Source organism: Micromonospora sp. NPDC048887, assembly GCF_040649715.1.
In the GTDB taxonomy this organism is placed as follows: Bacteria; Actinomycetota; Actinomycetes; order Mycobacteriales; family Micromonosporaceae; genus Micromonospora.
Window position 1 is genome coordinate 87,984 of record NZ_JBEZGA010000016.1, and the last position, 24,083, is coordinate 112,066.

Below are 24,083 nucleotides of genomic sequence, written 5' to 3' on the forward strand. Positions count from 1 at the left end.
GGGAGGGGGTCGATCGTGCTCCGACAGCAGGATGTGGGACACCGGATCGTGGTCCGCCGGATTGTGGGGATTCGCGAGGGCCGCACGCTGTTCTCCGACGCCCTCGGCGAGCTCGTCGAGCTGAGCGAGACCCACATCACGCTGTCCACCGACGCCGGGCCGCTGCGCGTGCCGGTGGCCGAGGTGCACCGGGCCAAGCGGGTGCCGCCGGCCCGCCGGCCCACCGCCGCCGCGGTGGTCGCGCTGGAGCTGGCCGCCGACGAGGCGTGGCCCGCCCCGGTACGCGGACGGCTCGGCGACTGGCGGCTGCGCTGGGCCGACGGCTGGACCGGCCGGGCGAACAGCGCGCTGCCGGTGGGCGACCCGGACCGCCCGCTGCCCGACGCGCTGGACGCGGTGCAGCGCTGGTACGCCGAACGCGGCGGATCCGCCCTGGTGAACACCCCGCTGCCGCTGGCCGCCCCGGTCGGCGCGGAGCTGGACGCGCGGGGCTGGACGTCCCGCCCCCCGGTGCTGGTGCAGACCGTCCCGCTGCGCACCCTGATCGCGCCGCCGGAGGCCCCCGCCGACGTACCGCCGGACCCCGGGAGCACCGTGCCGGCGGGTGCGGACGCCCCGCCCACCGGAACGCCGCCGGTGACCCTGGCCGGCGCGCCCGGCGACGACTGGCTGGCCATCTCCGCCAGCCGCAAGGGCGGCCTGCCGGACGCCGCGCGGCACGTGCTCACCGCCGTCGACCGGGTCCGCTTCGCGGAGCTGCGCGTCGACGGGCGGGTGCTCGCCATCGCCCGGGGGACGGTGACCGGCGACGGCCGCTGGCTCGGCGTCAGCCTGCTCGAAGTGCTGCCCGAGGCGCGTCGGCGGGGATTCGCCGCGGCCGTCGTCCGCGCCCTGGCCGGCTGGGGCGCGGACGAGGGGGCCACCCGTGCGTTCCTTCAGGTGGAGCAGAGCAACATCGGGGCGGTCGCGCTCTACCGCCGGCTCGGCTTCACCACCCACCACACCTACCTGACCCGGGTCGCCCCGGCGGGCTGAGCGGCGGGCCGGTCAGCGCCGGACGATCCTGCGGGGCCGGGTGCGCTTCATCTCGGCGTACCGCTTGAGCTGGCGGGACCGGTAGTCCCGGCCCAGCGCGGTGAGGATCAGGTAACCGACGAGCACGCCCGCGGCGGTGGCCGCGAGATAGAGCCAGATCTGGGCGAAGAAGAGGCCCGCGCCGCCGCCGAACGGATTCTCCCCGACCACCAGCGGACCGACGAAGACGGTGAGCGCCAGCGCGACCGCCACCGCGCCGACCAGGTCACCGGCCCACCGGCTGACCGGCTGCTCGGCGCCCCACCGGAACGCGGCACCGGCCAGGATCAGCCCGATGACCAGGAACATCGCCAGCGAGACCCGGCCGGCGGCGGTGTCGTCGTCCGGGAACGCCAATCTGGTGACCAGCCGGGCCACCACGTTCACCGCGAACAACGCGGCCGCCAGCACACCGACCGCACGCCACCGCTGAGCCATCGCACGCCTCCCGCCGTACCGCCCGCTCCCTCGGCGGGCCTATGGCAGGAATGTCTACCACCGCCGCCTGTGCGGCGTCAGCACCTCAGCGGGGAGGGGGCGGCGTCACGAGGTGCCGGAAGCCCACCACCGCGAACGTGACCGCGCCGGTCACGATCAGCGCCAGGCCGAGCACGTTGTCGCCGACCAGCCCGAGATCACCCTCGACGGTACGGACACCACCCGCCACGATCACCACGAACCACGGCAGCGCGGCCAGCACGATCGCCCACCGGCCGCCGGTCGACCGGTGCGCGAACGAGCCCAGCAGCACCGTCGACGCCACCACGGCGACGGCGCCGACAGCTACCGCGCCGACCCCGACCAGCGCCTGCGCGGCGCCGGAGAGCCCCTGCACGACATTCCAGGCCCAGGTCGCGACGATCAGTTCGAGCAGCGCCAGCAGGACGCCGGCCCAGACCGTCACGACGCCGCCGGCCACGCGCAGCGCGCGGTCGAGCACCCGCTCCGCCGGGCTCGGCGTCGCGTCCGTGGGCGGCTGCTCGGGAACTGTCGACACGGGTACGGCCGGCAGCGTCACCGGAGACCGGCCGCCGCGACCGGGGACCGCCGCGAGTCGTCCAGGGCGATCCCGGCGAAGAGGTCGTCCTCCCAGCCGTACGGGCCGGTGCCCGGCCCCTTCTCACCGACCGCGAGCGTGAAGTACTCCACACCCATGAACTCGCCCCCGAAGTTGCCCGCGATCGAGTAGAGCCAGGAGTTCGCCGGGATCTGGGTGGCGTGGGCCCGCATCGCCGCCTCCTTGGCGGCGTGCTGGTCGGTGCCGTCGATCCGGGCGGCGATCTCCGCGTCCGGCGTGCCGAACGGCAGCTCGTCGGCGCTCTCGATGCCGGCGAACGGGTTGTCCGACGACTCGGTGAACGTCTCCAGGCCGGCGTCGAGCACGCTGCGCGGCATGGCCGTCCAGTAGACCTTCGCCGGGGCGATCCCCTCGGCCGCGGCCAGCTCCACCGCGCGCATCGCCACCCGGTGCGCCTGGATGTGGTCGGGATGCCCGTAGAAGCCGTCCGGGTCGTACGTGACGAGCACCTGGGGACGGACCTCGCGGATGACCTCCACGAGGTATCCGGCGGCGGTGTCCAGGTCGGCCTGCCAGAACGCGCGCGGGTGCTCGTTGGTGGCCAGGCCCATCATGCCCGAGTCGCGGTAGCGGCCCGCGCCGCCGAGGAACCGGTGGTCGGTGACGCCGAGCGCGGCGCAGGCGGCGGCCAGCTCGCCGATCCGGTAGCCGCCGAGCTGGTCCGCCTCGGCCGCGCAGAGCCGGGCCAGGGCCGGGACGTGGATCTCGCCCTCCTCACCCAGCGTGCAGGTGACGAGCGTGACGTGGGCGCCGGCGGCGGCGTAGTGCGCCATCGTCGCGCCGGTGCCGATCGACTCGTCGTCGGGATGCGCGTGGACCAGCAGAAGGCGTCGGTCGGGCAGCGTCGTCACGCCCGTCACTCTAACCGGCGGTCCTGCTCCCCCGACGGTGATGCGTCCGCCCAGGTCGGCCACATCACCCCCCGGTACCCGCCTACGCTTCAGGCGTGGACTTTCCCGAGCTGGCCGCCCGTACCCGTCGGTTCAGCCACGGGGCGCCGCGTGCCGTCGCCGTCACGGGCGACGGCGCCCGGGTGGTCTTCCTGCGTTCCGCGGGACCCGAGGACCCGGCCGACGCGCTCTGGCTGCTCGACGTCGACAGCGGCGAGGAACGACTGGTCGCGGACCCGGCGGTGCTGCTCGGCGCCGACGCCGAACCGGCCCGCCTCGCCCCCGGCGAGCGGGCGCTGCGCGAGCGGCTGCGGCTCAGCTCCGGCGGCATCGGCTCGTACGCGCTGGACTCGGCCGGCCGGGTCGCCGCGTTCACGCTGGCCGGCCGGCTGTTCCGGGCCGACCTGGTGCACGGCGACGTGGTCGAGGTGGCAGCGGTCGGGCCGGTGATCGACCCGCGACCCGACCCGGCCGGCGAGCGGCTCGCGTACGTCACCGACGCCGCCGAGGGGGTGCGCCGGGGCCAGTTGCGGGTGGTGGAGCCGGACGGCACCGACAACCTGCTCGCCGGTGAGGACAGCGGCGTCACCTGGGGACTGGCCGAGCACATCGCCGCCGAGGAGTTCCACCGCTACCGGGGCTACTGGTGGGCGCCGGACGGGCGCAGCGTGCTCGCCGCCCGGGTCGACGAGTCCCGCCTGGAACGCTGGTACCTGCACGACCCGGCCGACCCGGCGAGCCCGCCCACGTCGCTCGCGTACCCGGTGGCGGGTGGGCCGAACGCGGAGGTCAGCCTGCACCTGCTCGACCTCGACGGCGGCTGGGTCGACGTGCACTGGGACCGGGAGACCTATCCGTACCTGAGCTCGGTGGACTGGACCGAGGGCGGGCCACTGATCACCGTGCTGCGCCGCTCGCAGCAGCACGGCCTGGTGCTCGCGGTGGATCCGCGCACCGGCGAGACGCAGGTGCACGCCGAGCTGGCCGACCCGCGCTGGGTGGAGCCGATCCCCGGCACCCCCGCGCACCTGCCCGACGGCCGGGTGCTGGTCGGCGGCGAGCTGGCCCACGACGGGTACGACGCCCGCTGCCTGTTCGCCGACGGCACGCTGCTCACCCCGCCTTCGCTGTACGTGCGCCGGGTGGTCGGGCGGCTGCCGAACGGTCCGAACACGGCGGCGGACCTGCTCGTGGAGGCGAGCGAGGGCGAACCGAGCCAGCGCCACCTCTACCGGGTGCGAACCACCATCGGCGGTGGCATGGACGCCCGCCGGATGGGCAGCGACCCCGGGTGGCACACGGCCTCGATCGGCGGGGCCACGCTCGCCGTGGGCATCGCGTCGCTGGAGCACCCCGGGGTCCGCTGGCGGGTGTGGCACGGCGACCGCGAGGTGGGCGAGCTGCGCTCGTTCGCCGCCACCTGCTCGTACGCGCCACGCCCGACGCTGGTCCGGGTGACCGACAGGCGGCTGCCCAGCGCGGTGCTCTACCCGGCCGAACACGTCAAGGGCACGCGGTTGCCGGTACTGCTGGACGTCTACGGCGGCCCCGGCCACCAGGAGGTGGTGGCGGCCCGCAGCGTCTGGCTGGAACGGCAGTGGTGGGCCGAGCAGGGCTTCGCGGTGGTCACCATCGACAACCGGGGCACCCCGGGCATCGCGCCGTCGTTCGAGAAGGCGATCCACCGCCGGGTCGCCGACGTGATCCTCACCGACCAGGTGGACGCGCTCACCGCGCTCGCCGACAAGCACCCGGACCTGGATCTGGATCGGGTGGCGGTACGCGGCTGGTCGTTCGGCGGCTGGCTGGCCGGTCTGGCGGTGCTGCGGCACCCGGAGCTGTTCAAGTGCGCGATCGTCGGCGCGCCGGTCACCGACTGGGCGTTGTACGACACCGCGTACAGCGAGCGCTACCTGGGGATGCCGGACGACGGGATGGACGTCTACGCCCACCACTCGCTCGTCGAGCTGGCCGCCGAGCCGCTCGGCGACCCGCGGCAGGCCCGGCCGATGCTGCTGGTGCACGGCCTGGCCGACGACAACGTGCTGGCCGCGCACACGCTGCGGCTGTCGGCCGCGCTGCTGGCGACGGGCCGCCCGCACGCGGTGCTGCCGCTGACCGGCGCGAGCCACCTGGCCGCGGGTGGCGTGTCCGAGCGGCTGCTCCGGCTGGAGCTGGACTTCCTCCGCCGCTACTTGTAAGGAAGGGCCCCTTCTTAACGCCTGCGGTAGAGGAAGGGCCCCTTGTTAACGCCGCGCGTTAACAAGGGGCCCTTCCTTCACCTACGGCTACTGCTTGACGTACGCGTTGACGAAGTTCGGGTAGCCGAACACGGAGGAGATGAACACCCCGCCCGCCTTGGACCCGTGCACGTTGTACGCCACGTCCACGTAGAGCGGCACCACCGGCGCGTGCTCCTTCATGATCCGCTCGTCGAGCTTGCCCCACTCCGGGCCCTGCTCGGACGGCGGCAGCGCCTGGATGCGGTCCATCTCGGCGTTGATCGCCTCGTCGTTGAAGTAGGACGAGTTGCTGTTGCCCTCGGCCTTGATGGTGCGACCGTCGTAGAGCACCGGCAGGATCGACGCGCCGCTGGGCCAGTCCGCCGCCCAGTTACCGATGTAGAGGTCCCAGGGGTTGTTCTTCTTCTTCACCTCGTCCAGCTTCGCGTCGTCCGGGATGCTCCGGACGGTGATCTTGAAGCCGGCGCGCTCCAGGTTGCCCTTGAGCTGGACCGCCTGCTGCTGCTCGGTGGTGTTGTCCGCCACGCCGAGAACCAGCGCGGGCGTCTGGCCGCCGAGCAGTTCCTTGGCCTTCTCCACGTTGCCGTTGGCGCCCGCCGGGTACGCGTCGTACGCCTTGTAGCCGATGGTCGACGGCGGCATCAGGGTGGTGAGCGGCTGCGCGACGGTCTGGCCGCCAAGCGCCTTGATCATGCCCTCACGGTCGATCGCGTAGTTGAGCGCCTGGCGGACCTTCAGGTCCTTGACCCGCTGGGTGTTGATCACGAGCTGGTTGGCGCTCGGGGTCGGGGACAGCAGCGTGCGGGACTTCAGCGCCGGGTCACCGGCCACCTTGGCCACGAGCGAGGCCGGCACGCCGTTGAAGGCGAGCGCGCTCTGGTCGGCGCCGTTGTCCGCGATGACCCGGTTGTTTGCGGCGTCAGCGGTCGGGCCGAAGGTCCAGACGAACTTGTCCGGGTACTGGTGCCGCACCGGGTCGGTCTTCGGATCCCAGTTCGGGTTGCGGTCCAGGGTGATCCGAACGCCCACCTGGTTTTCCGCGATCTTGTACGGGCCGGACGAGAACGGCTTCTGGTCCAGGTTGACCCCGGTGTCCTTCTCCGGCTTGAGCGGGGCGCTGGTGGGCAGCGAGACCGCGAACGGCAGGTCGCAGCGGGGCTTGGCGAACTCGAAGCGCAGCGTCTTGTCGTCCGGCGTGGTCAGGCCCGGCGGCAGCGACGTCTTGTTCTTCTTGAAGTCCCACTTGGTGTCGTACTGCGCGGTGTCGGCCAGCCACTCCTGGATGTAGGTGGGGCCGCCGGTGAGGTCCGGGTCGAAGGAGCGGGCGATGCCGTACGCGATCTCCTTCGAGGTGATCGGGCTGCCGTCCTCGAACTTCACCCCGTCCTTGATGGTGAATTCCCAGACCTTGCAGTCGTTGTTGACGTTCTTGCCCGGGGTCTCGGCCAGGTCACCCACGAGGACCAGGCCGCCCTTGCCGTCGTCCTTCCAGGTGGTCAGGTAGCGGGCGAAGAGCGGGTTGGCCATCAGACCCGCGAACGAGTACGTCCGCTGCGGGTCGAGGTGGGAGATGGGGGTCTCCCGGATGATGGTGAACGTCCCGCCCTTGGCCGCGCCGTCGATCTCGGCGGCCGGCCCCTGCGAGTCCTTGGGGTCGGTCGCGATGACTCCGGTCTGCTGACGGTTGGTGTCCACCTTGGTGCCTTCGCCCGTGTTCTCCGAGCAGGCACCGAGTGCCACAACCAGTGCGATGGCACCGCCAGCGGCGGCCGCTGCGCGTGGTCGCATGTCCTACCTCCTCCACCCGTGCGCCGAGCGCATCCGCCGACGTCCCGAGGATCGTAAAGAAGAAAAACTACAAGTTGGATAACAGTTGTCGATAAATTTCGTCGCGGTTCAGCCGAGCCGCACCCGTGGGTCGATCACGGCGTAGAGCAGGTCCACCACCACGTTCGCCAGCACCACGAAGACCGCCGCGATCAACACGGTCGCCATGATCGTCGGCAGGTCGCCCGAGCGGACCGCGTCGACTGCGGTACGCCCCATCCCGTTCAGACCGAATGTCGTCTCGGTGATCACCGTGCCGCCCAGCGCCCCGCCCACGTCCAGCCCGGCGATCGTCACCACCGGAGTGATCGCGGCGCGCAGCGCGTGCCGGCCGTACACCTTGCGTTTGGCCAGGCCCTTCGCCCGCGCGGTCCGGACGAAGTCCTCCGAGAGTGTCTCCAGCATCTGCGCCCGGGACAGTCGCGCGTAGATCGCGGAGAAGAGGAACGCCAGCGCCACCCAGGCCAGCACCAGCCCGCTCGTCCACTTCAGCGGGTTCTCGAACAACGAGGTGTAGCTCGGCACCGGTAGCAGGCGCAGGTTGTAGACGAAGACGATGAGCAGCACCGCGCCCACGAAGTAGAGCTGCAACGAGGCGCCGGTCAGCGAGAAGCCGATCGCGGCCCGGTCCAGCCAGCTCCCCCGCCGCAGCGCCGAGAGCATGCCCAGGCCGACGCCGAGCAGCAGCCAGAGGATCGCAGCCGGGATGACGATGCTCAGCGTCACCGGCAGCACCCGGGCGATGGTGTCCGAGACCGCCTCGTTCGACACGTACGACCAGCCGAGGCAGGGTGCGTCGCACCGGCCGCCCTGCGCGCTGCCGAGGTCCCGGCCGGTGACGATGCCCTTCATGTAGCCGGCGTACTGGCTGATCAGCGGGTCCCGCAGCCCCAGCTCCTGGCGGACCCGTTCCAGCCGCTCCGGGTTGCAGTTCTTGGGGCACATGCCGGTGACCGGGTCGCGCGGCAGCGCGAAGAACATCAGGAAGCTGAGCACGCTGACCGCGAACAGCGTGAGCGCGGCGGACAGCATCCGGCGGATGAGGAATCGCGTCATGGGCCGGCCTCCTACCGGGACGACTTCGGGTCGAGCGCGTCGCGCAGCGCGTCCCCGAAGAGGTTGAAGGCGAACACGAGCGCGAAGATGGTGATGCCCGGGAAGAAGACGTACGCCGGGTCGGTCTGCAGGTAGTCGAGGCTGCGGTAGATCATGCGGCCGAAGCTCGGCGTCTCGTCGGTCAGGCCGACGCCGATGAACGACAGCGCGGCCTCGCTGGTGATGTACTGCGGCACCGCCAGCGAGAAGGCGACCAGGATCGGCGCCCAGGCGTTCGGCAGCAGCTGCCGGAACAGCATGTGCCCGAGACCGGCGCCGCTGGCCCGCGCCGCCTCCACGAACTCGCGTTCGCGCAGCGCGATGATCTGGCCCCGGACCAGCCGGGCCGTACCGGTCCAGCCGAACAGGGCGAAGATCGCGATGAGCACACCGATCTGGAAGTACGCCGGCACGGCCTCGCGCTGGCCGTAGAAGCGCAGCGCGACGGTCGGCATCAGGGCCAGCGCGATGATCAGGAACGGCATGGCCAGGGTCAGGTCGGTGATCCAGTTGATCACCGTGTCCAGCCAGCCGCCCAGGTAGCCGGCGAGCGTTCCCAGCGTCACCCCGATCACCGCGGTCAGCACGGCCGCGGCGAACGCGATGAACAGCGACGTCCGCAGTCCGTGCACCATGCGGATGAAGATGTCCCGGCCGAGGCCGGGCTCCAGCCCGAACCAGTGCTCACCGGTCACCCCACCGGCGTAGCCCAGCGGCATGCCGTAGCCGTCGAGGCGGTTCTGGAACTGCTCCTTCGGCCCCACCCCGTACAGCGCCTCGATGAGCGGGACGGCAAGCGCGACGAGCACGAAGAACGCCAGCAGGCCGCCGCTGATCAGCGCGGTGCGATCCCGCTTGAGCCGCGCGAGGGCGAGCTGGCCGGGTGACCGGCCGACGAACTCCTTCTTGCCGCTCTCGTTGCCCTCGCCGGGCGACTCGATCTCGGCGAGCGCGACGCCCTCGACCGGCGACAGGCTCATTTCGACACCTCCACGGGTTCGCCGGCCGGCACGCCGACTGGTCCGCTCTCCGGGTAGTGGCAGGCGGTGAGTTGTGTGCCGTCGTCGCGGGTGACGAGTGCGGGTTCTTCGGTGGCGCAGTGGTTGGTGGCTTTCCAGCAGCGGGTGCGGAAGCGGCAGCCTGATGGGGGGTTGAGGGGGGTAGGGACGTCGCCGGTGAGGCGGATGCGTCCGGCGGGGCCGTGGGTGGTGACGTCGGGGATGGCGGACAGCAGGGCCCGGGTGTAGGGGTGTTGGGGGCGGGTGTAGATGGTGTCGCGGTCGCCGATCTCGACGATTTTTCCGAGGTACATGACGGCGACGCGGTGGCAGAAGTGCCGGACGACGGCGAGGTCGTGGGCGATGAACACGAACGCCAGGTCCAGGTCGCGTTGCAGGCCGCGGAGCAGGTTGATGACCTGCGCCTGGATGGACACGTCGAGGGCGGAGACGGGTTCGTCGGCGACGATGAGTTTCGGTTTCAGGGCCAGGGCGCGGGCGATGCCGACGCGCTGGCGTTGCCCGCCGGAGAACTCGTGCGGATACCTGTTGTAGTGCTCCGGGTTCAACCCGACGAGTTCGAGGAGTTCCTGGACGCGGTGTTTGACGCCGCCGGGTGGGGTGATCCGGTTGACCTGCAACGGCATGGCCACGATCCGCCCGACGGTGTGGCGGGGGTTCAGCGACGCGTACGGGTCCTGGAAAATGATCTGCAAATCCTGCCGCAGGCCGCGCAGCTCACCGCGTTTCGCGTGGGTGATGTCCCGCCCGCCGAAGGTGATGCTGCCGGCGGTGGGCTCCAGCAGCCGCACCAGCATCCGCCCGGTCGTGGTCTTCCCGCACCCCGACTCCCCCACCAGGCCGAGCGTCTCCCCGGGACGCACGTCGAAGTCCAGCCCGTCCACCGCCCGCACCGCACCCGTGGCGCGCAGGCCCTGCCGGACGGGGAAATGCTTCGTCAGCCCGCGCACCGACAGCAGCGGCTCGGCCTCGGCGTTCATCGGGCCACTCCCACCTGGGCGACCTCGTCGCGGTAGATCCGCTCCCGCGCGGCGACCGGCAGGTGACACGCCACCAGGTGCCCCACCTCGCCTGCTTCCCGCAGCTCGGGCACCTCGGTGCGGGACCGGTCGCCGTTCACCCCAGCCCACCGGCAGCGCGGGCGGAACGCACACCCCGACGGCAGATTGATCAACGACGGCGGGTTACCCGGAATCGGCAGCAGATCCGCGTCCGCGTCACCGTGCAACGACGGCACACTCGACAACAACCCCCACGTGTACGGATGCTGCGGCGACCGCAACACCCGCCCCACACTGCCGTGCTCCACCGCCCGGCCCGCGTACATCACCAACACGTCATCAGCCACCTGAGACACCACACCCAGGTCATGGGTGATCAACACGATCGCCGACCGGAACTCCCCCTGCAAATCCGCGAGCAGGTCCAGGATCTGCGCCTGCACCGTCACATCCAGGGCCGTCGTCGGCTCATCCGCGATCAACAGATCCGGATCATTCACCAACGCCATCGCGATCATCGCCCGCTGCCGCATCCCACCCGAGAACTCATGCGGATACTGGTCGAACCGCCGCGCCGGCTGCGGAATCCCCACCCGACCCAACATGTCCACCGCCCGCGACCGGGCCTCGCGTCTGCCGGCCCTCGGATGATGCACCCGGAACGCCTCAGCGATCTGCCTACCCACCGAGTAGTACGGATGCAACGCCGACAACGGATCCTGAAAAATCATCGCCATGTCCCGGCCCCGCAGCCGCCGCACCTCCTCCTCACCCAACCCGACGAGCTGACGCCCACCCACCCAGATCTCCCCCGACACGGCCGTGCGCTTCACGTCGTGCAAACCCAGAACCGCCAGCGACGTCACACTCTTACCCGAACCGGACTCACCCACGATCCCCAACGTCCGACCCCGCTCCACCGCGAACGACACCCCGTCCACGGCCCGCACCACACCGTCCTCGGTGTCGAACCGCACCCGCAGATCCCTGACCTGGAGATAGGGACCGTCGCCGGAGCGCTGCTCCGGCACCTCCGGGCGGTCCGGCTCCCCGGACGGCACCGCCTCCGACCTGCCCATTGACCGCCTCCCCTTCGGTGATGAAGAGAACCTACAGGAAATCACCGAAGGTGAAAATAAGCTACAAAGCGCGAGCTGTCAGCGGCCGGAGCGTAACGACATGGTCTCCGATCAGCCGATCCTGCCGCAGATCCGCACTCACCGCACGTGCCCCCGGTGGGCGGGCTCGGCCCGCCCACCGGGAGACACATCAGCCTTCGGTGACGGTGAGGACCACCGGACCACCGGGCAGCGTGCGGCTGTCCGGGCGATCCGGCATGTTCCAGGCGGTGCTGGCCCGGGCGGCGTCACTCAGCACGAATCCCACCGTGTACCTCCCCGGGGACAACCCCTGCCACGGAAGGTAGACCCAGGTGGTCACCGTCCCGTCGGGCGCCTGGTTGATGCCCCCGAAGGACTGGGACACCATGTCACCGTCGGCGTCGTACAGGTAGACACCCACGCCGTTGATCGGTGCGACCTGCACCTCGGCGTCGATGGTGAGCTTGACCGAGGACTGCCCCACCTCGCTCGACGGCACCGAGGACGGGTCGAGAGTGGCGCTCCGCGCCATCGGCGGGTTGGTGCTCGGCACCCGCGTGATGGTCAACCCCGGATCCGGGGCGCGGTACATGCTTCCGTACAGCGCCACGTTGCCCGCGCCGTCGACCACCGCCAAGCCCTCGACCACGCACTCCTCGGTCTGCTGGTAGACCATGACCCGTACCGCCACACGACCGTCCGCCCTCGTGGTGGGCAGGCCGTACTGCTGGCAGCCGCCGACGAGGTCGAGCTGAATGGTCGAGAGCCCCTTCCGCGCGTCGGTCACGACCATGCTGACATCGGTCATCACCGAGTCACGCCAGTTGTCCACCGGGTTCGGGCTCACCGCGAAGTCGCTCGCTCGCAGCGTGGAGTTCGTCGTGGTGGTGACGGACGGCGCCGTCGGATTCTTGTAGGTGGTCGTCCCGCCGGCATTGTTCCGGAGCACCAGGGCCGCCACCCGCCAGTTGCCGGTGGCCGTGTCCGAGGGCAACGCCACGTCGACAGCGCACGCCATGTAGACGCCGTCCTGCTGGCCGCTGCTGACCCGGCCGCACCGCAGACCCGTGCTGTATTCCTCACGTTCCCAGGTGAAGGCCGTGGTGATGCTCGCGCCGCCCGGACCGGCCAGCCGGATCGTGCCCTTCCAGAAGCCGGACTGCCAGTCCTGCACGGTGAAGTCATAGGTCACAGTCGCCGGACCGTTCCCCAGGTAGAGGTAGGGGCGGCGCAGGAACGAGTTCAACGAGATCGAGTCGGCGCTCGGCCCGGATGAGTCGATCAGCGTCCGGGCCGTGAACTGGTAGCCGAACGCCTGGAGGCGGACCCCGGAGACCGTGGCCGTGGTGCCCCGGTAACCGATAGTGACCTTGGTGACCTCCCACAGGGCGGTGTCCGCGTCGGAGTAGCGCCGGACCGGGAGGTCGAAGGAGTAGGTGGACCGCTGCGGCGTCCCCGACTCGTACACGGCGTCACTGCAGCAGGTCTCCTGGTACGCGTAGCGCGCAATCCAGTCGTGACCGACCAGTTCGCCGGTGACCGTGCTGCGCATGCGCATCGTGACCGTGCCGAAGACGAAGTCGGCGTCCGGGTCGGAGTTGGTGACCGTCCAGGTCAGCTTGTTGGCGGCGTAGTCACCCGTCGCGTCCACAGTGGTGTCGGCGAAGGCGAGGGCGGTCAGCCCGAGTCGTGGGGCCGCGGCGTGGGCGGCAGTGGCGCCGAACATGGTCGCGGCAACCATGACGACGAGCGTCAACGCACCGCGGAGTAGTCGGTGCGCGGAAGTGGCAGACATGGGGATTTCTTATCAGCGTTGACCGATTCCGGTTGCCCCGCAACCGCCCTGACCGGCGTCGATTTCGCGACAACCGGCCGCGCCGCCGGATGACCTCGTCCCCTGACGGATGTCGGTGCGCTCGCCTAGGGTCGAACGCATGAGCGAGTTCGACGCGGCGACCGCCGCCGTCCAGGCCGCCCTCGACGCGGGCGCCCGCTACGCCGACGCCCGTGTCATGCACCGCCGCTACGAGTCGATGTCGGCACGCAACGGCGACATCGAGGAGCTGAGCCAGGACGAGAGCATCGGGCTGGGCGTACGCGCGCTCGTCGGGTCGGGTTGGGGCTTCCACGCCGTACCCGATCTGTCCGACGCCGCGGCCCGCGACGCCGGCCGGCGTGCCGCGGCGATCGCCACCGCGAGCGCCCGGGTTCCCGGCCCGCCGATCGACCTGGTGCCGGTCGAGGCGACGGTGGCGAGCTGGGCCTCGGAGTGCGCCGTCGACCCGCTCGGGGTGCCGCTGTCGGACAAGGGCGACCTGCTGGTCCGGGCCACCGCCACGATGCGCGAGCACGGCGCCGACCTGGGCGAGGGGCTCTATCAGATCTGGGACACCTCGAAGTGGTTCGTCTCCAGCGAGGGGCACCGCATCGACCAGCGCATCCGGGAGTGCGGCGGCGGGATCTCGGCCACCTCGATCGGTGACGGCGAGACCCAGCGCCGGTCCTACCCGAGCTACCGGGGGCAGTACGGCACCACCGGCTGGGAGCTGGTCACCTCGCTGGACCTGGCCGCGCACGCCGCCCGGATCGCCGAGGAGTCCCGCGAGCTGCTGACCGCGCCGCTCTGTCCGGCCGGCGAGACCGATCTGATCCTCGGCGGCGAGCAGCTCGCGCTTCAGATCCACGAGTCGGTCGGGCACGCCATCGAGCTGGACCGCATCCTCGGCTGGGAGGCGGCGTTCGCCGGCACGTCCTGGCTCGACCTGGCCCGGCTCGGCTCGCTGCGTTACGGCTCGGAGCTGATGAACGTGACGATCGACCCGACCATCCCGGGCGCGCTGGGCAGCTTCGGCTACGACGACGAGGGCTCACCGGCGGTCGCCCGCGACGCGGTGCGCGAGGGACGGTGGGTCGGGGTGCTCGCCGGCCGGGACTCGGCCGCCGTCGCCGGCCTGGACTACGGCGGCAGCGTACGGGCCGACGGCTGGGCCCGGCTGCCGATGGTGCGGATGACGAACGTGGGCCTGGAACCCGGCCCCCACACGCTCGACGAGATCATCGCGGCCACCGACGACGGGGTGCTGATGGACGTCAACCGCTCCTGGTCCATCGACGACAAGCGGCTCAACTTCCAGTTCGGCTGCGAGGTCGGCTGGGAGGTGAAGAAGGGCCGCCGGGGGCGGATGCTGCGCAACCCGACCTACACCGGCATCGGGCCGGTCTTCTGGCGCTCGATGGACATGCTCTCCTCGGAGACGGTCGCCTGGGGCACGCCCAACTGCGGGAAGGGGCAGCCCGGCCAGGTCGGGCACACCGGCCACCCGGCCGCGCCGGCCCGGTTCCGCGGCGTCCGGGTGGGGGTGCGGGCATGAGCGAGCGCAGCGAGCGAATCAGCAGGCTCAGGGCGACGGTGCCTCATGGCGCCACGCAGCGAAGCGGAGTGGCGTCATGAGCGAGCGCAGCGAGCGAATCAGCAGGCTCAGGGCGACGGTGCCTCATGGCGGCACGGAGCGAAGCGGAGTGCCGGCATGAGCGCCGAGCTGGAGATCGCCGCCGGGGTGGTGGACCTGGTCCGGCACACGGCCGGTCCGGCCGCCGAGGCCGAGGTGCTGGTGACCCGTTCCGACCTGGCGCTGACCCGGTTCGCCAACTCGTTCATCCACCAGAACGTGGCCGAGACCGGTGTCGCCGTACACCTGCGGTTGCACGTGGACGGGCGGACCGCGACCGGCAGCGGCAGCCGGGTCGACGCCGACGGGCTGGCCGCGCTCGTCGAGCGGACCCGGGCCGCGGCCCGGCTCGCGCCGCCCGACCCGGCCTGGCCGGGCCTCACCGCGCCGACGCCGGTGCCGTCCGGCCCGGCCGTCGACGAGGCCACCGCGTTCGCCTCGCCCGACGAGCGGGCCGAGCGGGTGCGCGCGTTCGTGGAAGCGGTCGAAGGACTGGAGGCGGCCGGCTACTGCCGCACCGCGTACCGGTCGGGGGCGTTCGCCAACTCCGCCGGGCACACGGCGACCGGACGGGCGGCCGAGGCGGCGATGGACGGCATCGCCCGGGCCGGCGGCGCGGACGGGGTGGCGCGGCTCTGCGCCGACCGGCTGGCCGACCTCGACGGCGCGGCGCTCGGCGCCCGCGCGGCGGCGAAGGCGCGAGCCGCGGCCGACCCGGTCGAGCTGCCGCCCGGGCACTACGAGGTGGTGCTCGAACCGGCCGCCGTCGCCGACCTGCTGCAGAACCTGGCCTGGTACGGCTTCAACGGCAAGCGGTACGCCGAACGGCAGTCCTTCGCCGAGCCGGGCACCGCCCAGTTCGACCCGGCGGTGACGCTGGTGGACGACCCGCTGCACGCCGGCACCCTGCCGTTCGACCTGGAGGGCACACCCCGGCGGGCGTTGCCGCTGGTCGAGAGGGGCACCACCGGCGCGGTGGCGTACGACAGGCGCGGCGGCGCGGCGGCGGGCACCGGGTCCACCGGCCACGGTATGCCGGGCAGCGCGACCTTCGGGCCGATCCCGCACAACATCCGCCTGTCGGCGGACCCGCGCGTCGCCGATGCGGGCGCGGGTGTCGCGGCCGGGCCGGTGAGCGCGGGCGTGACCGGGGCGGTGGGCGACCCGGACACCGCCGCGCTGGTGGCCGGGGTGCGGCGCGGGCTGCTGGTGAGCGACTTCTGGTACACCCGCGTGCTGGACCCGAAGCAGCTGGTGGTCACCGGGCTGACCCGCAACGGGGTGTGGCTGGTCGAGGACGGCGTGCCGACCCGCGCGGTACGCGACTTCCGGTTCACCGAGTCGTATCCCCGGGCGCTGGGGCCGGGCCGGGTGCTCGGCCTGGGCCGGGCGGCGGTGCGCCAGCCGGGCCGCGTCGACGGCTCCTGGTACGAGGCGCCGACGCTGCGGCTGTCCTCCTGGCACTTCACCGGCGGCGCGTCCGGGTGACGCCGCGCTCCGAACGTGCCAGGACACCGCTCGGCGCACCGTTCGACCGACCCGACACATTGATCATGAACTGACTCTTTCCAAGCTGCGGGACACACGGGACACTGCGTTGCGCGGCCGGGCCGTGAAGATCGGCGTAACGTGTGTCACTTAGCCACACCGGTTCGCCGGTGTGGCCTCGCGCGTGCGCAGGACGTGACAGTGACGTCAGGGAGATGACTCGAATGACAACTACGTCGGCCAGGACGCCGAGACCGCAGCCGCGGGGAGGGCGGGCACGCGCCGCCATCGCGGCGAAGACGTTGCGGACCGACAGATGGTGGCTCGCCCCGCTGATCACAGTGGTGGGGCTCAGCGCGTGGGTCATCTACGCGACGGTCCGGGTCTTCATGCACAAGTGGTACTGGGTGGAGCAGTACCACTACCTGACGCCGTTCTACTCCCCCTGCGTCACCGACCGCTGTGTCGAGGGCTCCTCGCACTTCGGGCAGTTCCTGCCCGGCTGGTGGATCATCCCGGACGCGGCGCTCACCCTGCCGTTCCTGCTGCTGTTCCGCCTCACCTGCTACTACTACCGCAAGGCGTACTACCGGTCGTTCTGGCTGTCGCCGCCGGCCTGCGCGGTGCCGGACGGGCACCAGTCGTACAGCGGCGAGACGCGGTTCCCGCTGCTCGGGCAGAACCTGCACCGCTACTTCTTCTACGCCGCCGCGATCATCTCGCTGATCAACACCTGGGACGCGATCCTGGCCTTCCACTCCCCCGAGGGCTTCGGCTTCGGCCTGGGCAACATCATCCTGGTCGGCAACGTGGTGATGCTGTGGGCGTACACGATCTCCTGCCACTCCTGCCGGCACATCATCGGCGGACGGCTCAAGCACTTCTCGAAGCACCCGATGCGCTACAAGGCGTGGACCGGGGTGTCCTGGTTGAACGTCCGGCACATGCAGCTCGCCTGGATCACCCTGGGCACGCTGGCGCTCACCGACTTCTACGTGATGGCGGTCGCCGCCGGCTGGATCAACGACCTGCGGTTCATCAACTGAGAGCCTGGACATGACTGAGACGCGAATCGAACGACACCACTACGACGTCGTCGTGATCGGGGCCGGGGGCGCCGGCCTGCGCGCGGCGATCGAGGCCCGGCTGGCGGGCAAGAAGACCGCGATCATCTCGAAGTCGCTGTTCGGCAAGGCGCACACGGTGATGGCCGAGGGCGGCGCGGCGGCCGCGATGGGCAACGTGAACTCGCGCGACAACTGGCAGGTGCACTTCCGGGACACCATGCGCGGCGGCAAGTTCCTCAACAACTTCCGGATGGCCGAGCTGCACGCCAAGGAGGCGCCGCAGCGGATCTGGGAGCTGGAGACGTACGGCGCGCTGTTCGACCGCACCAAGGACGGGAAGATCTCGCAGCGCAACTTCGGTGGCCACGAGTACCCGCGCCTGGCGCACGTCGGCGACCGGACCGGCCTGGAGCTGATCCGGACGCTCCAGCAGAAGATCGTCTCGCTCCAGCAGGAGGACAAGCAGGAGTTCGGCAGCTACGACGCGCGGATCCGGGTCTTCTCCGAGACCACGATCACCGAGCTGCTGCTCGACGGCGACCGGATCGCCGGCGCGTTCGGCTACTACCGCGAGTCCGGTGAGTTCATCCTCTTCGAGGCGCCGGCGGTGGTGCTGGCCACCGGCGGTGTCGGACGGTCCTACAAGGTCACCTCGAACTCGTGGGAGTACACCGGCGACGGCCACGCGCTGGCGCTGCGCGCCGGGGCCACGCTGATCAACATGGAGTTCCTCCAGTTCCACCCGACCGGCATGGTCTGGCCGCCGTCGGTGAAGGGCATCCTGGTCACCGAGTCGGTACGCGGCGACGGCGGGGTGCTGAAGAACTCCGAGGGCAAGCGGTTCATGTTCGACTACGTCCCGGACGTGTTCCGCAAGCAGTACGCGGAGACCGAGGAGGAGGCGGACCGCTGGTACACCGACCCGGACAACAACAGGCGTCCGCCGGAGCTGCTGCCCCGCGACGAGGTCGCCCGCGCGATCAACAGCGAGGTCAAGGAGGGCCGGGGTACGCCGGCCGGCGGCGTCTACCTGGACATCGCCTCCCGTAAGTCGGCCGAGGAGATCCGCCGCCGCCTGCCGTCGATGTACCACCAGTTCAAGGAGCTGGCCGACGTCGACATCACCAAGGAGCCGATGGAGGTCGGCCCGACCTGTCACTACGTGATGGGCGGCGTCGAGGTGGACCCGGACTCCGGAGCGGCGTACGGCTCGGTGCGCGGCCTCTACGCCGCCGGTGAGGTGTCCGGCGGCATGCACGGCTCGAACCGGCTCGGCGGCAACTCCCTGTCCGACCTGCTGGTCTTCGGCAAGCGCGCGGGCGGGCACGCGGCCACGTACACCGACCAGCTCACCGCCCGCCCGGCGGTGTCGGTGGCGGCGGTCGAGGCCGCGGTGGAGACGGCGCTGGCGCCGTTGCAGCGGGACACCGGCGAGAGTCCTTACCAGCTCCAGCAGGACCTCCAGGCGGTGATGGGCGACCTGGTCGGCATCATCCGCCGGGAGAGCGAGCTGGAGGACGCCATGCGCAGGCTGGCCGAGCTGCGGGAGCGGGTGGCGAAGGTGAGCGCGGTCGGCGGCCGGCGCTACAACCCGGGCTGGCACCTGGCGCTTGACCTGCGCAACATGCTCGTGGTCTCGGAGTGCACCGCGATGGCGGCGCTGGAGCGGCGGGAGTCGCGCGGCGGGCACACCCGGGAGGACTACCCGGCGATGGACCCGAAGTGGCGGCGGGTCAACCTGGTCTGTTCGCTGGACGGTGACGCGGTCCGGCTCACCGAGAAGCCGCTGCCGGAGATGCGGCCGGAGCTGATCGGGCTGTTCGACCGGGCAGAGCTGGCCAAGTACCTAACCGACGAGGAACTCGCCGAGTTCGACGCCCTCACCGAGGAGGCGAACAACTGATGGGAAGTAAGCGCCAGTTCCGCATCTGGCGGGGCGACGAGACCGGCGGTGACCTGCGGGACTACACGGTCGAGGTGAACGAGGGCGAGGTCGTCCTCGACGTGATCCACCGGCTCCAGGCCACCGAGGCGCCGGACCTGGCGTGCCGGTGGAACTGCAAGGCCGGCAAGTGCGGCTCCTGCTCGATGGAGATCAACGGCAAGCCGCGGCTGGGCTGCATGACCCGGATGTCGACGTTCGAGGAGTCGGAGACCGTCACGGTCACCCCGCTGCGCACCTTCCCGGTGATCCGGGACCTGGTCACCGACGTCTCGTTCAACTACGAGAAGGCCCGGGAGACCCCGGCGTTCGCGCCGCCGGCCGACGTGGCACCCGGCGACTACCGGATGCAGCAGGTCGACGTGGAGCGCTCGCAGGAGTTCCGCAAGTGCATCGAGTGCTTCCTGTGCCAGAACGTCTGCCACGTGATCCGCGACCACGACGAGAACAAGCCGGCGTTCTCCGGGCCCCGGTTCTTCATCCGGGCGGCCGAGCTGGACATGCACCCGCTCGACGCGCGTACCGACCGGCGCGAGTACGCGCAGTCGGACATGGGGCTCGGATTCTGCAACATCACCAAGTGCTGCACCGAGGTCTGCCCCGAGCACATCAAGATCACCGACAACGGGATCATCCCCATGAAGGAACGGGTCGTCGACCGCAGGTACGATCCCCTTGTGTGGCTCGGTAACAAGATCTTCCGGAGGGGTCAGGTGCCTCAGACCAGCGCGACCAGCGGGCATTCGAGCGGTACCGGCACGTCCGGAGGGGCGCACGGCGGGGCGCACGCGCACGGCGGCGGTTCGCACGCCGCCGGGGTGCACTCGCACGCGGGCGGCTCGCACGACAGCGCCGCCGAGCGTCAGGCGCAGCAGGGCGTCAACTGGCACCGCGAGGTGCCGCACCCGACCGCCCCGGCGGTGGACGCCAACGGCCGGCTGCCGCTGACCGAGCTGACGTTCAACAAGGCCGCCGCGCCGTCGCCGTTCGGCGACGACGTGACGTTCCCGCTGCCGCCGGAGCACCTCAACTTCGCTCACCCGCAGCAGGACGAGCCGAAGCACTGAACAGCAGCACGACGATGACGGGGGCCAGCGGCACACGCCGCGGGCCCTCGTCCCGTTTCCGCCCGGCTGTCCGGTTCTCCGGACGGCCCGGCCCGTGCCGTGCTCGTTCAGGAGGCGTCGAGCAGCGGTCGCAGCGCGGCCACGATCGGCACGTCGGCCGGCAGCCAGTCGACGCTGTCCAGCTCGGCGGCGGACAGCCAGCGCAGCTCGGCGTGCTCCAGCGCCTTCGGCTCGTCACCGTGCAGCAGACGGGCGGCGTAGACGCGCAGCACGGACCGGCCGTGCGCCATCCGCACGTCGCGGCCGACACGGGCGCCGACGGACACCCGTACGCCCAGTTCCTCGACGCACTCCCGGGCCAGCGCGTCGGTCTCGGCCTCGCCCGGCTCGACCTTTCCGCCCGGGAACTCCCAACGCCCCGCCACCTCGGGGGGCGCGGAGCGCTCGCATGCCAGCACCCGGCCGCCCTCGATGATCGCCGCCCCGACGACCACCCTCGGCTCCCGCCGGTCGGCCTGCCCGCTTCCGCTAACCCGTTCGGTCCGCACGGGCCACCAGCGTGCCAGATCAATCGGCGGTTTGGGTAGCTGCGTCGGCCGTCAGGTCAGCAGAACACGGAAGTGTGGGCGTGGACACACCATCTGAGCGGCGAGAGACTAGAGGGCGTCGACTGGGACACGGGATGGCGACGATTTGGCCACAAGCCGGCAACGACGCCTGGGAGGTGCGGTGATGCGCGTGCTGTTCAGCGGCCGTGCGAAGCACGACTATCTCAGCGACGCACTCGCCCTGCTGTCCGGATGGACGCGCGAGGGCGAACAGATCCGCCGCACGATCGTCCTCGACGACACGCAGCACGCCGCGCTCACCGAGCGGGTGGCGGTGGTCGCCGACGCGCTGCGGCTGCGCCCCGAGATCAGCCGCCGGGCCGACCGCACCCAGATCCGGCTCGGGCACGACGACGGCGAACCGCTCACCGAGGGTGAGGTGCTGCTCGCCGCGCGCATCGAGGACGCGGTCCGGGCGGTCACCGAGCACTGAGCGCTGGCGCGTCCCGCCTACCCTGTGGTGCATGTCTGGCCCCACGTACGACCGCAAGGAACAGTTCCAGCAGATCCAGAGCGGGCTGCTGCCCGGTGAGCAGATCATCGCCGTCTACGACGCGATCGGCACCGGCACCGGCTTCATCGGCCTGACCGACCGGCGCGTGATCATCCAGGACCGCTCCTTCGTCGGCAAGCGGTACGCGATCACCAGCATCCCGTACTCGAAGATCACCAGCGTGAGCGTGGTGAGCAACAAGTCCTGGGGTGGTTCGTTCTTCTCCACCGGGTCGATCGCTGTGCACGTCGGCACGCACACCTACGAGGTCGAGTTCCGGGGCGAGCAGAAGAGCCACCACGTCCACAACGTGATCCTGCACCACATCTCCTGACCCGCCTGGCACAATCGCCGCCATGCGAGGGCTGACGGCGCGGTGGCGGGTCTGGCGCGGCGCGCACCGGCGGGCCGTACGCCTGGCCGGCCGCCTCTTGGTGCTCGCCACCGCCGTCGCGCTGCTGCTGGGCGCCGCGACCGTCGCCAGCGTGACCTGGGTCCGCGACACGGCCGAGGGCCACCTGTTCGACGCCGCTGGCGCGCCGGAGACGCCGGTGGCAGTGGTGCTGGGCACCAAGGTGGAACCGGACGGCACGCCGTCGCCATTCCTGGCCGGCCGGCTGGAGACCGCCCGCCAGTTGTACGCCGCCGGCAAGGTCAAGGCGCTCCTGCTCTCCGGCGACCACATGGACTGGGACTACGACGAGCCGGACGCGATGCGGCGCTGGCTCGTCGAGCGGGGTGTGCCGGCGGAGAAGACGGTGCTGGACCACGCCGGGTTCGACACGTACGACTCGTGCGTGCGCGCGTACCGGGTCTTCGGCGTGCGGCGGGCCACAGTGGTCACCCAGTCGTTCCACCTGCCGCGCGCGGTGGCGCTCTGCCGGGACGCCGGCATCGAGGCCGTCGGCGTCGGTGACGACACCGCCCGCCGGTACGCCCGCCAGTGGCGGATCAGCTCCACCCGGGAGTACGGGGCGTGCGTGAAGGCCGCCGTGGACGTGCTCACCGGGCGTGACCCGGTGCACCTCGGCCGCCGGGAGACCGGCGTGGACGACGCGTTGCGGGCGTAATCCGGTTGTCGCCCGGGCCGGTGGCTGTTCTGCTGAACCCGCGAAGCCGACCGGAGGGAGCACCGCCATGCCACACGCTGCGAAGCCCAGCCGCCCCGTCGTCACCCCATCCGAAACGAGGCTTCGTGTTGTCGTACCCCATTCCGGCGGAGGTCACTGACCTCGCGCCGCGTCCTGTCCCGTCCGCCCGGCGGGAGGGCGCGTGATGTCCCTCTTCGACGATCCCGGCCTGTTCGGCCGGCTCTGGGCCGCCACCTACGACGGCCCCGGCAATCCCGACCCGGCCCCGGCCGTCGACTTCCTCGCCCCGCTGGCCGAGGGCGGTCCGGTGCTCGAACTGGCTGTGGGCACCGGCCGCGTGGCCCTGCCACTCGCCGCGCGCGGCCTGGCCGTGGAGGGCGTCGAGGCGTCCCCGGAGATGGTGGCGCACCTGCGCGCCAAGCCCGGCGGCGCCGACATGCCGGTCACCATCGGCGACATGGCGGACGTCCCCGTCCCGGGGCCGTACCGTCTGGTCTTCCTGGTGTTCAACACGCTGTTCAACCTGGTCTCGGAGGAGCGCCAGGCGGCGTGCTTCCGCAACGTCGCCCGGGTGCTCGCGCCCGGCGGGGCGTTCGTCATCGAGACCTTCGTGCCCGACCCGGCGGACTTCGACCGGGACGAGCAGGTCCAGGTGCGGGAGGTGACCGAGGACTCGGCCACCATCCGCATGCACCGGTACGACCGGGCGGCGCAGACGTTCGTGCGGCAGACCGTCACGTTCGACGCCGCCGGCGTGCACCTGAAGCCGTTCGCCATGCGGTACGCCTGGCCGGAGCAGATCGACGAGCTGGCGGAGCGGGCCGGGCTCCGGCTCACCGAGCGGTACGCCGACTGGGACCGGTCGCCGTTCGACGCGGACAGCAGCGCGCACATCTCCGTCTACCGGCGCCGGTAGCGGTCACGCCGAGGGCCGGGGTTTCGCGTCCCGGCCCTCGGCCTGCGCCGATACGCTGACGCCGCCGGGGTCTGCGCGGTCCCGGGCAGGAGGGACCGATGACAGTCACCGTCGCCGCCATGGACGACTCGCACGCCGACGCCGTGCTGGAGATCTACCGCCTGGGCATCGCCGAGGGGAACGCCACGTTCGAGACCGAGCCGCCGGACTGGACGCGGTTCACCGCTGGACGGCTGCCCGGCCACCGCTGGGTGGCGCTCGACGAGGCGGGCGACGTACTCGGCTGGGTGGCCTGCTCGGCGGTCTCCGACCGCTGCGTCTACGCCGGCGTGGTCGAGCACTCCGTCTACGTGCACCCGAGGGGGCGCGGGCGCGGGGTCGGCCGGGCGCTGCTGGAGGCGCTGATCGCCTCCACCGAGGCGGCCGGGATCTGGACCATCCAGTCCGGCGTGTTCCCGGAGAACACCGCGAGTCTCGCGCTGCACGCGGCGTGCGGCTTCCGCGTCGTCGGCACCCGCGAGCGGGTCGGCCGCCACCACGGCACCTGGCGAGACGTAACCTTGATCGAACGCCGCAGCCCAGAGATCTGACCCCCGCCCCCGCCCTCCCCCGCCTCCGCCCCCGGCTCACCCCGG

At 71.4% G+C, this 24,083-nt stretch carries 22 protein-coding genes; 12 read left to right on the top strand and 10 right to left on the bottom strand.

Going from position 1 to position 24,083, the window contains the following annotated elements; translation table 11 throughout:
• The first annotated feature begins 15 nt into the window (after window positions 1-15).
• Window positions 16-1,035: a GNAT family N-acetyltransferase gene (locus tag AB0C17_RS22975; RefSeq protein WP_357480372.1), complete on the top strand. Its 1,020-nt coding sequence runs from the start codon at window positions 16-18 to the stop codon at window positions 1,033-1,035.
• Between the two features lie 12 nt (window positions 1,036-1,047).
• Here AB0C17_RS22975 and AB0C17_RS22980 read toward each other — a convergent pair whose 3' ends face one another.
• The 3 genes from AB0C17_RS22980 to mshB all read right to left on the bottom strand — a co-directional run bounded on the left by AB0C17_RS22980 (window position 1,048) and on the right by mshB (window position 3,012).
• Entirely contained in the window at window positions 1,048-1,512 is a 465-nt protein-coding gene (locus AB0C17_RS22980; RefSeq protein WP_357383597.1) for a hypothetical protein, read from the bottom strand.
• Between the two features lie 85 nt (window positions 1,513-1,597).
• Window positions 1,598-2,071 carry a hypothetical protein gene (locus AB0C17_RS22985; RefSeq protein WP_357383595.1) on the bottom strand — a complete coding sequence of 158 codons (474 nt, stop codon included), beginning with the start codon at window positions 2,069-2,071 and terminating at the stop codon, window positions 1,598-1,600.
• A gap of 17 nt (window positions 2,072-2,088) precedes the next feature.
• Window positions 2,089-3,012 (bottom strand): N-acetyl-1-D-myo-inositol-2-amino-2-deoxy-alpha-D-glucopyranoside deacetylase, encoded by a 924-nt coding sequence (gene mshB, locus AB0C17_RS22990; protein WP_357383593.1) that lies wholly within the window; start codon window positions 3,010-3,012, stop codon window positions 2,089-2,091.
• Window positions 3,013-3,098: 86 nt separating this feature from the next.
• On the opposite strand from mshB, the gene AB0C17_RS22995 reads away from it, so the two are divergent.
• Window positions 3,099-5,243 carry a prolyl oligopeptidase family serine peptidase gene (locus AB0C17_RS22995; RefSeq protein WP_357383591.1) on the top strand — a complete coding sequence of 715 codons (2,145 nt, stop codon included), beginning with the start codon at window positions 3,099-3,101 and terminating at the stop codon, window positions 5,241-5,243.
• A gap of 87 nt (window positions 5,244-5,330) precedes the next feature.
• Here AB0C17_RS22995 and AB0C17_RS23000 read toward each other — a convergent pair whose 3' ends face one another.
• From AB0C17_RS23000 to AB0C17_RS23025, 6 genes are all read right to left on the bottom strand, one after another.
• Window positions 5,331-7,073: an ABC transporter substrate-binding protein gene (locus AB0C17_RS23000; RefSeq protein ID WP_357480375.1), complete on the bottom strand. Its 1,743-nt coding sequence runs from the start codon at window positions 7,071-7,073 to the stop codon at window positions 5,331-5,333.
• Window positions 7,074-7,181: 108 nt separating this feature from the next.
• On the bottom strand, window positions 7,182-8,168 hold the full coding sequence (locus tag AB0C17_RS23005; RefSeq protein ID WP_357383587.1) for an ABC transporter permease: 987 nt from the start codon (window positions 8,166-8,168) through the stop codon (window positions 7,182-7,184).
• Between the two features lie 11 nt (window positions 8,169-8,179).
• Window positions 8,180-9,187 carry an ABC transporter permease gene (locus tag AB0C17_RS23010; protein WP_357383585.1) on the bottom strand — a complete coding sequence of 336 codons (1,008 nt, stop codon included), beginning with the start codon at window positions 9,185-9,187 and terminating at the stop codon, window positions 8,180-8,182.
• A complete protein-coding gene (locus AB0C17_RS23015) occupies window positions 9,184-10,206 on the bottom strand; it encodes a dipeptide ABC transporter ATP-binding protein (protein ID WP_357480378.1) in 1,023 nt (340 codons plus the stop codon). The genes AB0C17_RS23010 and AB0C17_RS23015 overlap by 4 nt, the downstream gene beginning before the upstream one ends.
• The gene (locus AB0C17_RS23020; protein WP_357480381.1) at window positions 10,203-11,306 is read right to left on the bottom strand and encodes an ABC transporter ATP-binding protein; all 1,104 of its coding nucleotides are present in this window, start codon (window positions 11,304-11,306) and stop codon (window positions 10,203-10,205) included. Before AB0C17_RS23020 ends, AB0C17_RS23015 begins: the two co-directional genes overlap by 4 nt.
• Before the next feature lie 190 nt (window positions 11,307-11,496).
• Window positions 11,497-13,068: a hypothetical protein gene (locus AB0C17_RS23025; RefSeq protein ID WP_357480384.1), complete on the bottom strand. Its 1,572-nt coding sequence runs from the start codon at window positions 13,066-13,068 to the stop codon at window positions 11,497-11,499.
• Window positions 13,069-13,261: 193 nt separating this feature from the next.
• Between AB0C17_RS23025 and AB0C17_RS23030 the strand changes: the two genes are divergently transcribed.
• From AB0C17_RS23030 to AB0C17_RS23050, 5 genes are all read left to right on the top strand, one after another.
• Window positions 13,262-14,698, top strand: coding sequence for a TldD/PmbA family protein (locus AB0C17_RS23030; protein ID WP_357390971.1), 1,437 nt, complete (start codon window positions 13,262-13,264; stop codon window positions 14,696-14,698).
• Between the two features lie 156 nt (window positions 14,699-14,854).
• Window positions 14,855-16,264 carry a metallopeptidase TldD-related protein gene (locus tag AB0C17_RS23035; RefSeq protein WP_357390968.1) on the top strand — a complete coding sequence of 470 codons (1,410 nt, stop codon included), beginning with the start codon at window positions 14,855-14,857 and terminating at the stop codon, window positions 16,262-16,264.
• Between the two features lie 224 nt (window positions 16,265-16,488).
• Window positions 16,489-17,310 carry a hypothetical protein gene (locus AB0C17_RS23040; protein WP_357474684.1) on the top strand — a complete coding sequence of 274 codons (822 nt, stop codon included), beginning with the start codon at window positions 16,489-16,491 and terminating at the stop codon, window positions 17,308-17,310.
• Window positions 17,311-17,320: 10 nt separating this feature from the next.
• Complete coding sequence (locus tag AB0C17_RS23045) at window positions 17,321-19,234, top strand: fumarate reductase/succinate dehydrogenase flavoprotein subunit (protein WP_357390965.1); 1,914 nt, start codon at window positions 17,321-17,323, stop codon at window positions 19,232-19,234.
• Complete coding sequence (locus AB0C17_RS23050; protein ID WP_357390963.1) at window positions 19,234-20,340, top strand: succinate dehydrogenase/fumarate reductase iron-sulfur subunit; 1,107 nt, start codon at window positions 19,234-19,236, stop codon at window positions 20,338-20,340. The genes AB0C17_RS23045 and AB0C17_RS23050 overlap by 1 nt, the downstream gene beginning before the upstream one ends.
• A gap of 107 nt (window positions 20,341-20,447) precedes the next feature.
• Here the strand turns inward: AB0C17_RS23050 and AB0C17_RS23055 are convergent, their stop codons facing one another.
• The gene (locus tag AB0C17_RS23055; RefSeq protein WP_357390961.1) at window positions 20,448-20,888 is read right to left on the bottom strand and encodes a (deoxy)nucleoside triphosphate pyrophosphohydrolase; all 441 of its coding nucleotides are present in this window, start codon (window positions 20,886-20,888) and stop codon (window positions 20,448-20,450) included.
• A 184-nt stretch (window positions 20,889-21,072) separates the two neighbouring features.
• On the opposite strand from AB0C17_RS23055, the gene AB0C17_RS23060 reads away from it, so the two are divergent.
• From AB0C17_RS23060 to AB0C17_RS23080, 5 genes are all read left to right on the top strand, one after another.
• Window positions 21,073-21,381 carry a 4a-hydroxytetrahydrobiopterin dehydratase gene (locus tag AB0C17_RS23060; RefSeq protein WP_357390959.1) on the top strand — a complete coding sequence of 103 codons (309 nt, stop codon included), beginning with the start codon at window positions 21,073-21,075 and terminating at the stop codon, window positions 21,379-21,381.
• A gap of 31 nt (window positions 21,382-21,412) precedes the next feature.
• Window positions 21,413-21,775, top strand: coding sequence for a PH domain-containing protein (locus tag AB0C17_RS23065; protein WP_357390957.1), 363 nt, complete (start codon window positions 21,413-21,415; stop codon window positions 21,773-21,775).
• A gap of 22 nt (window positions 21,776-21,797) precedes the next feature.
• Window positions 21,798-22,511, top strand: a complete 714-nt coding sequence (locus AB0C17_RS23070; RefSeq protein ID WP_357480387.1) for an ElyC/SanA/YdcF family protein — start codon at window positions 21,798-21,800, stop codon at window positions 22,509-22,511.
• Between the two features lie 205 nt (window positions 22,512-22,716).
• Window positions 22,717-23,448, top strand: coding sequence for a class I SAM-dependent methyltransferase (locus AB0C17_RS23075; RefSeq protein ID WP_357474726.1), 732 nt, complete (start codon window positions 22,717-22,719; stop codon window positions 23,446-23,448).
• A gap of 98 nt (window positions 23,449-23,546) precedes the next feature.
• On the top strand, window positions 23,547-24,038 hold the full coding sequence (locus AB0C17_RS23080; protein ID WP_357474690.1) for an N-acetyltransferase family protein: 492 nt from the start codon (window positions 23,547-23,549) through the stop codon (window positions 24,036-24,038).
• The last annotated feature ends 45 nt before the right edge of the window (window positions 24,039-24,083 follow it).

What these genes read in the sequence shown, in the direction of transcription:
- AB0C17_RS22980 (WP_357383597.1), bottom strand. Translation starts at nt 1,512, where the DNA reads ATGGCTCAGCGGTGGCGTGCGGTCGGTGTGCTGGCGGCCGCGTTGTTC.
- AB0C17_RS23000 (WP_357480375.1), bottom strand. Translation starts at nt 7,073, where the DNA reads ATGCGACCACGCGCAGCGGCCGCCGCTGGCGGTGCCATCGCACTGGTT.
- AB0C17_RS23005 (WP_357383587.1), bottom strand. Translation starts at nt 8,168, where the DNA reads ATGACGCGATTCCTCATCCGCCGGATGCTGTCCGCCGCGCTCACGCTG.
- AB0C17_RS23010 (WP_357383585.1), bottom strand. Translation starts at nt 9,187, where the DNA reads ATGAGCCTGTCGCCGGTCGAGGGCGTCGCGCTCGCCGAGATCGAGTCG.
- AB0C17_RS23015 (WP_357480378.1), bottom strand. Translation starts at nt 10,206, where the DNA reads ATGAACGCCGAGGCCGAGCCGCTGCTGTCGGTGCGCGGGCTGACGAAG.
- AB0C17_RS23020 (WP_357480381.1), bottom strand. Translation starts at nt 11,306, where the DNA reads ATGGGCAGGTCGGAGGCGGTGCCGTCCGGGGAGCCGGACCGCCCGGAG.
- AB0C17_RS23025 (WP_357480384.1), bottom strand. Translation starts at nt 13,068, where the DNA reads ATGGTTGCCGCGACCATGTTCGGCGCCACTGCCGCCCACGCCGCGGCC.
- AB0C17_RS23030 (WP_357390971.1), top strand. Translation starts at nt 13,262, where the DNA reads ATGAGCGAGTTCGACGCGGCGACCGCCGCCGTCCAGGCCGCCCTCGAC.
- AB0C17_RS23035 (WP_357390968.1), top strand. Translation starts at nt 14,855, where the DNA reads ATGAGCGCCGAGCTGGAGATCGCCGCCGGGGTGGTGGACCTGGTCCGG.
- AB0C17_RS23040 (WP_357474684.1), top strand. Translation starts at nt 16,489, where the DNA reads ATGACAACTACGTCGGCCAGGACGCCGAGACCGCAGCCGCGGGGAGGG.
- AB0C17_RS23045 (WP_357390965.1), top strand. Translation starts at nt 17,321, where the DNA reads ATGACTGAGACGCGAATCGAACGACACCACTACGACGTCGTCGTGATC.
- AB0C17_RS23050 (WP_357390963.1), top strand. Translation starts at nt 19,234, where the DNA reads ATGGGAAGTAAGCGCCAGTTCCGCATCTGGCGGGGCGACGAGACCGGC.
- AB0C17_RS23060 (WP_357390959.1), top strand. Translation starts at nt 21,073, where the DNA reads ATGCGCGTGCTGTTCAGCGGCCGTGCGAAGCACGACTATCTCAGCGAC.
- AB0C17_RS23065 (WP_357390957.1), top strand. Translation starts at nt 21,413, where the DNA reads ATGTCTGGCCCCACGTACGACCGCAAGGAACAGTTCCAGCAGATCCAG.
- AB0C17_RS23070 (WP_357480387.1), top strand. Translation starts at nt 21,798, where the DNA reads ATGCGAGGGCTGACGGCGCGGTGGCGGGTCTGGCGCGGCGCGCACCGG.
- AB0C17_RS23075 (WP_357474726.1), top strand. Translation starts at nt 22,717, where the DNA reads ATGTCCCTCTTCGACGATCCCGGCCTGTTCGGCCGGCTCTGGGCCGCC.
- AB0C17_RS23080 (WP_357474690.1), top strand. Translation starts at nt 23,547, where the DNA reads ATGACAGTCACCGTCGCCGCCATGGACGACTCGCACGCCGACGCCGTG.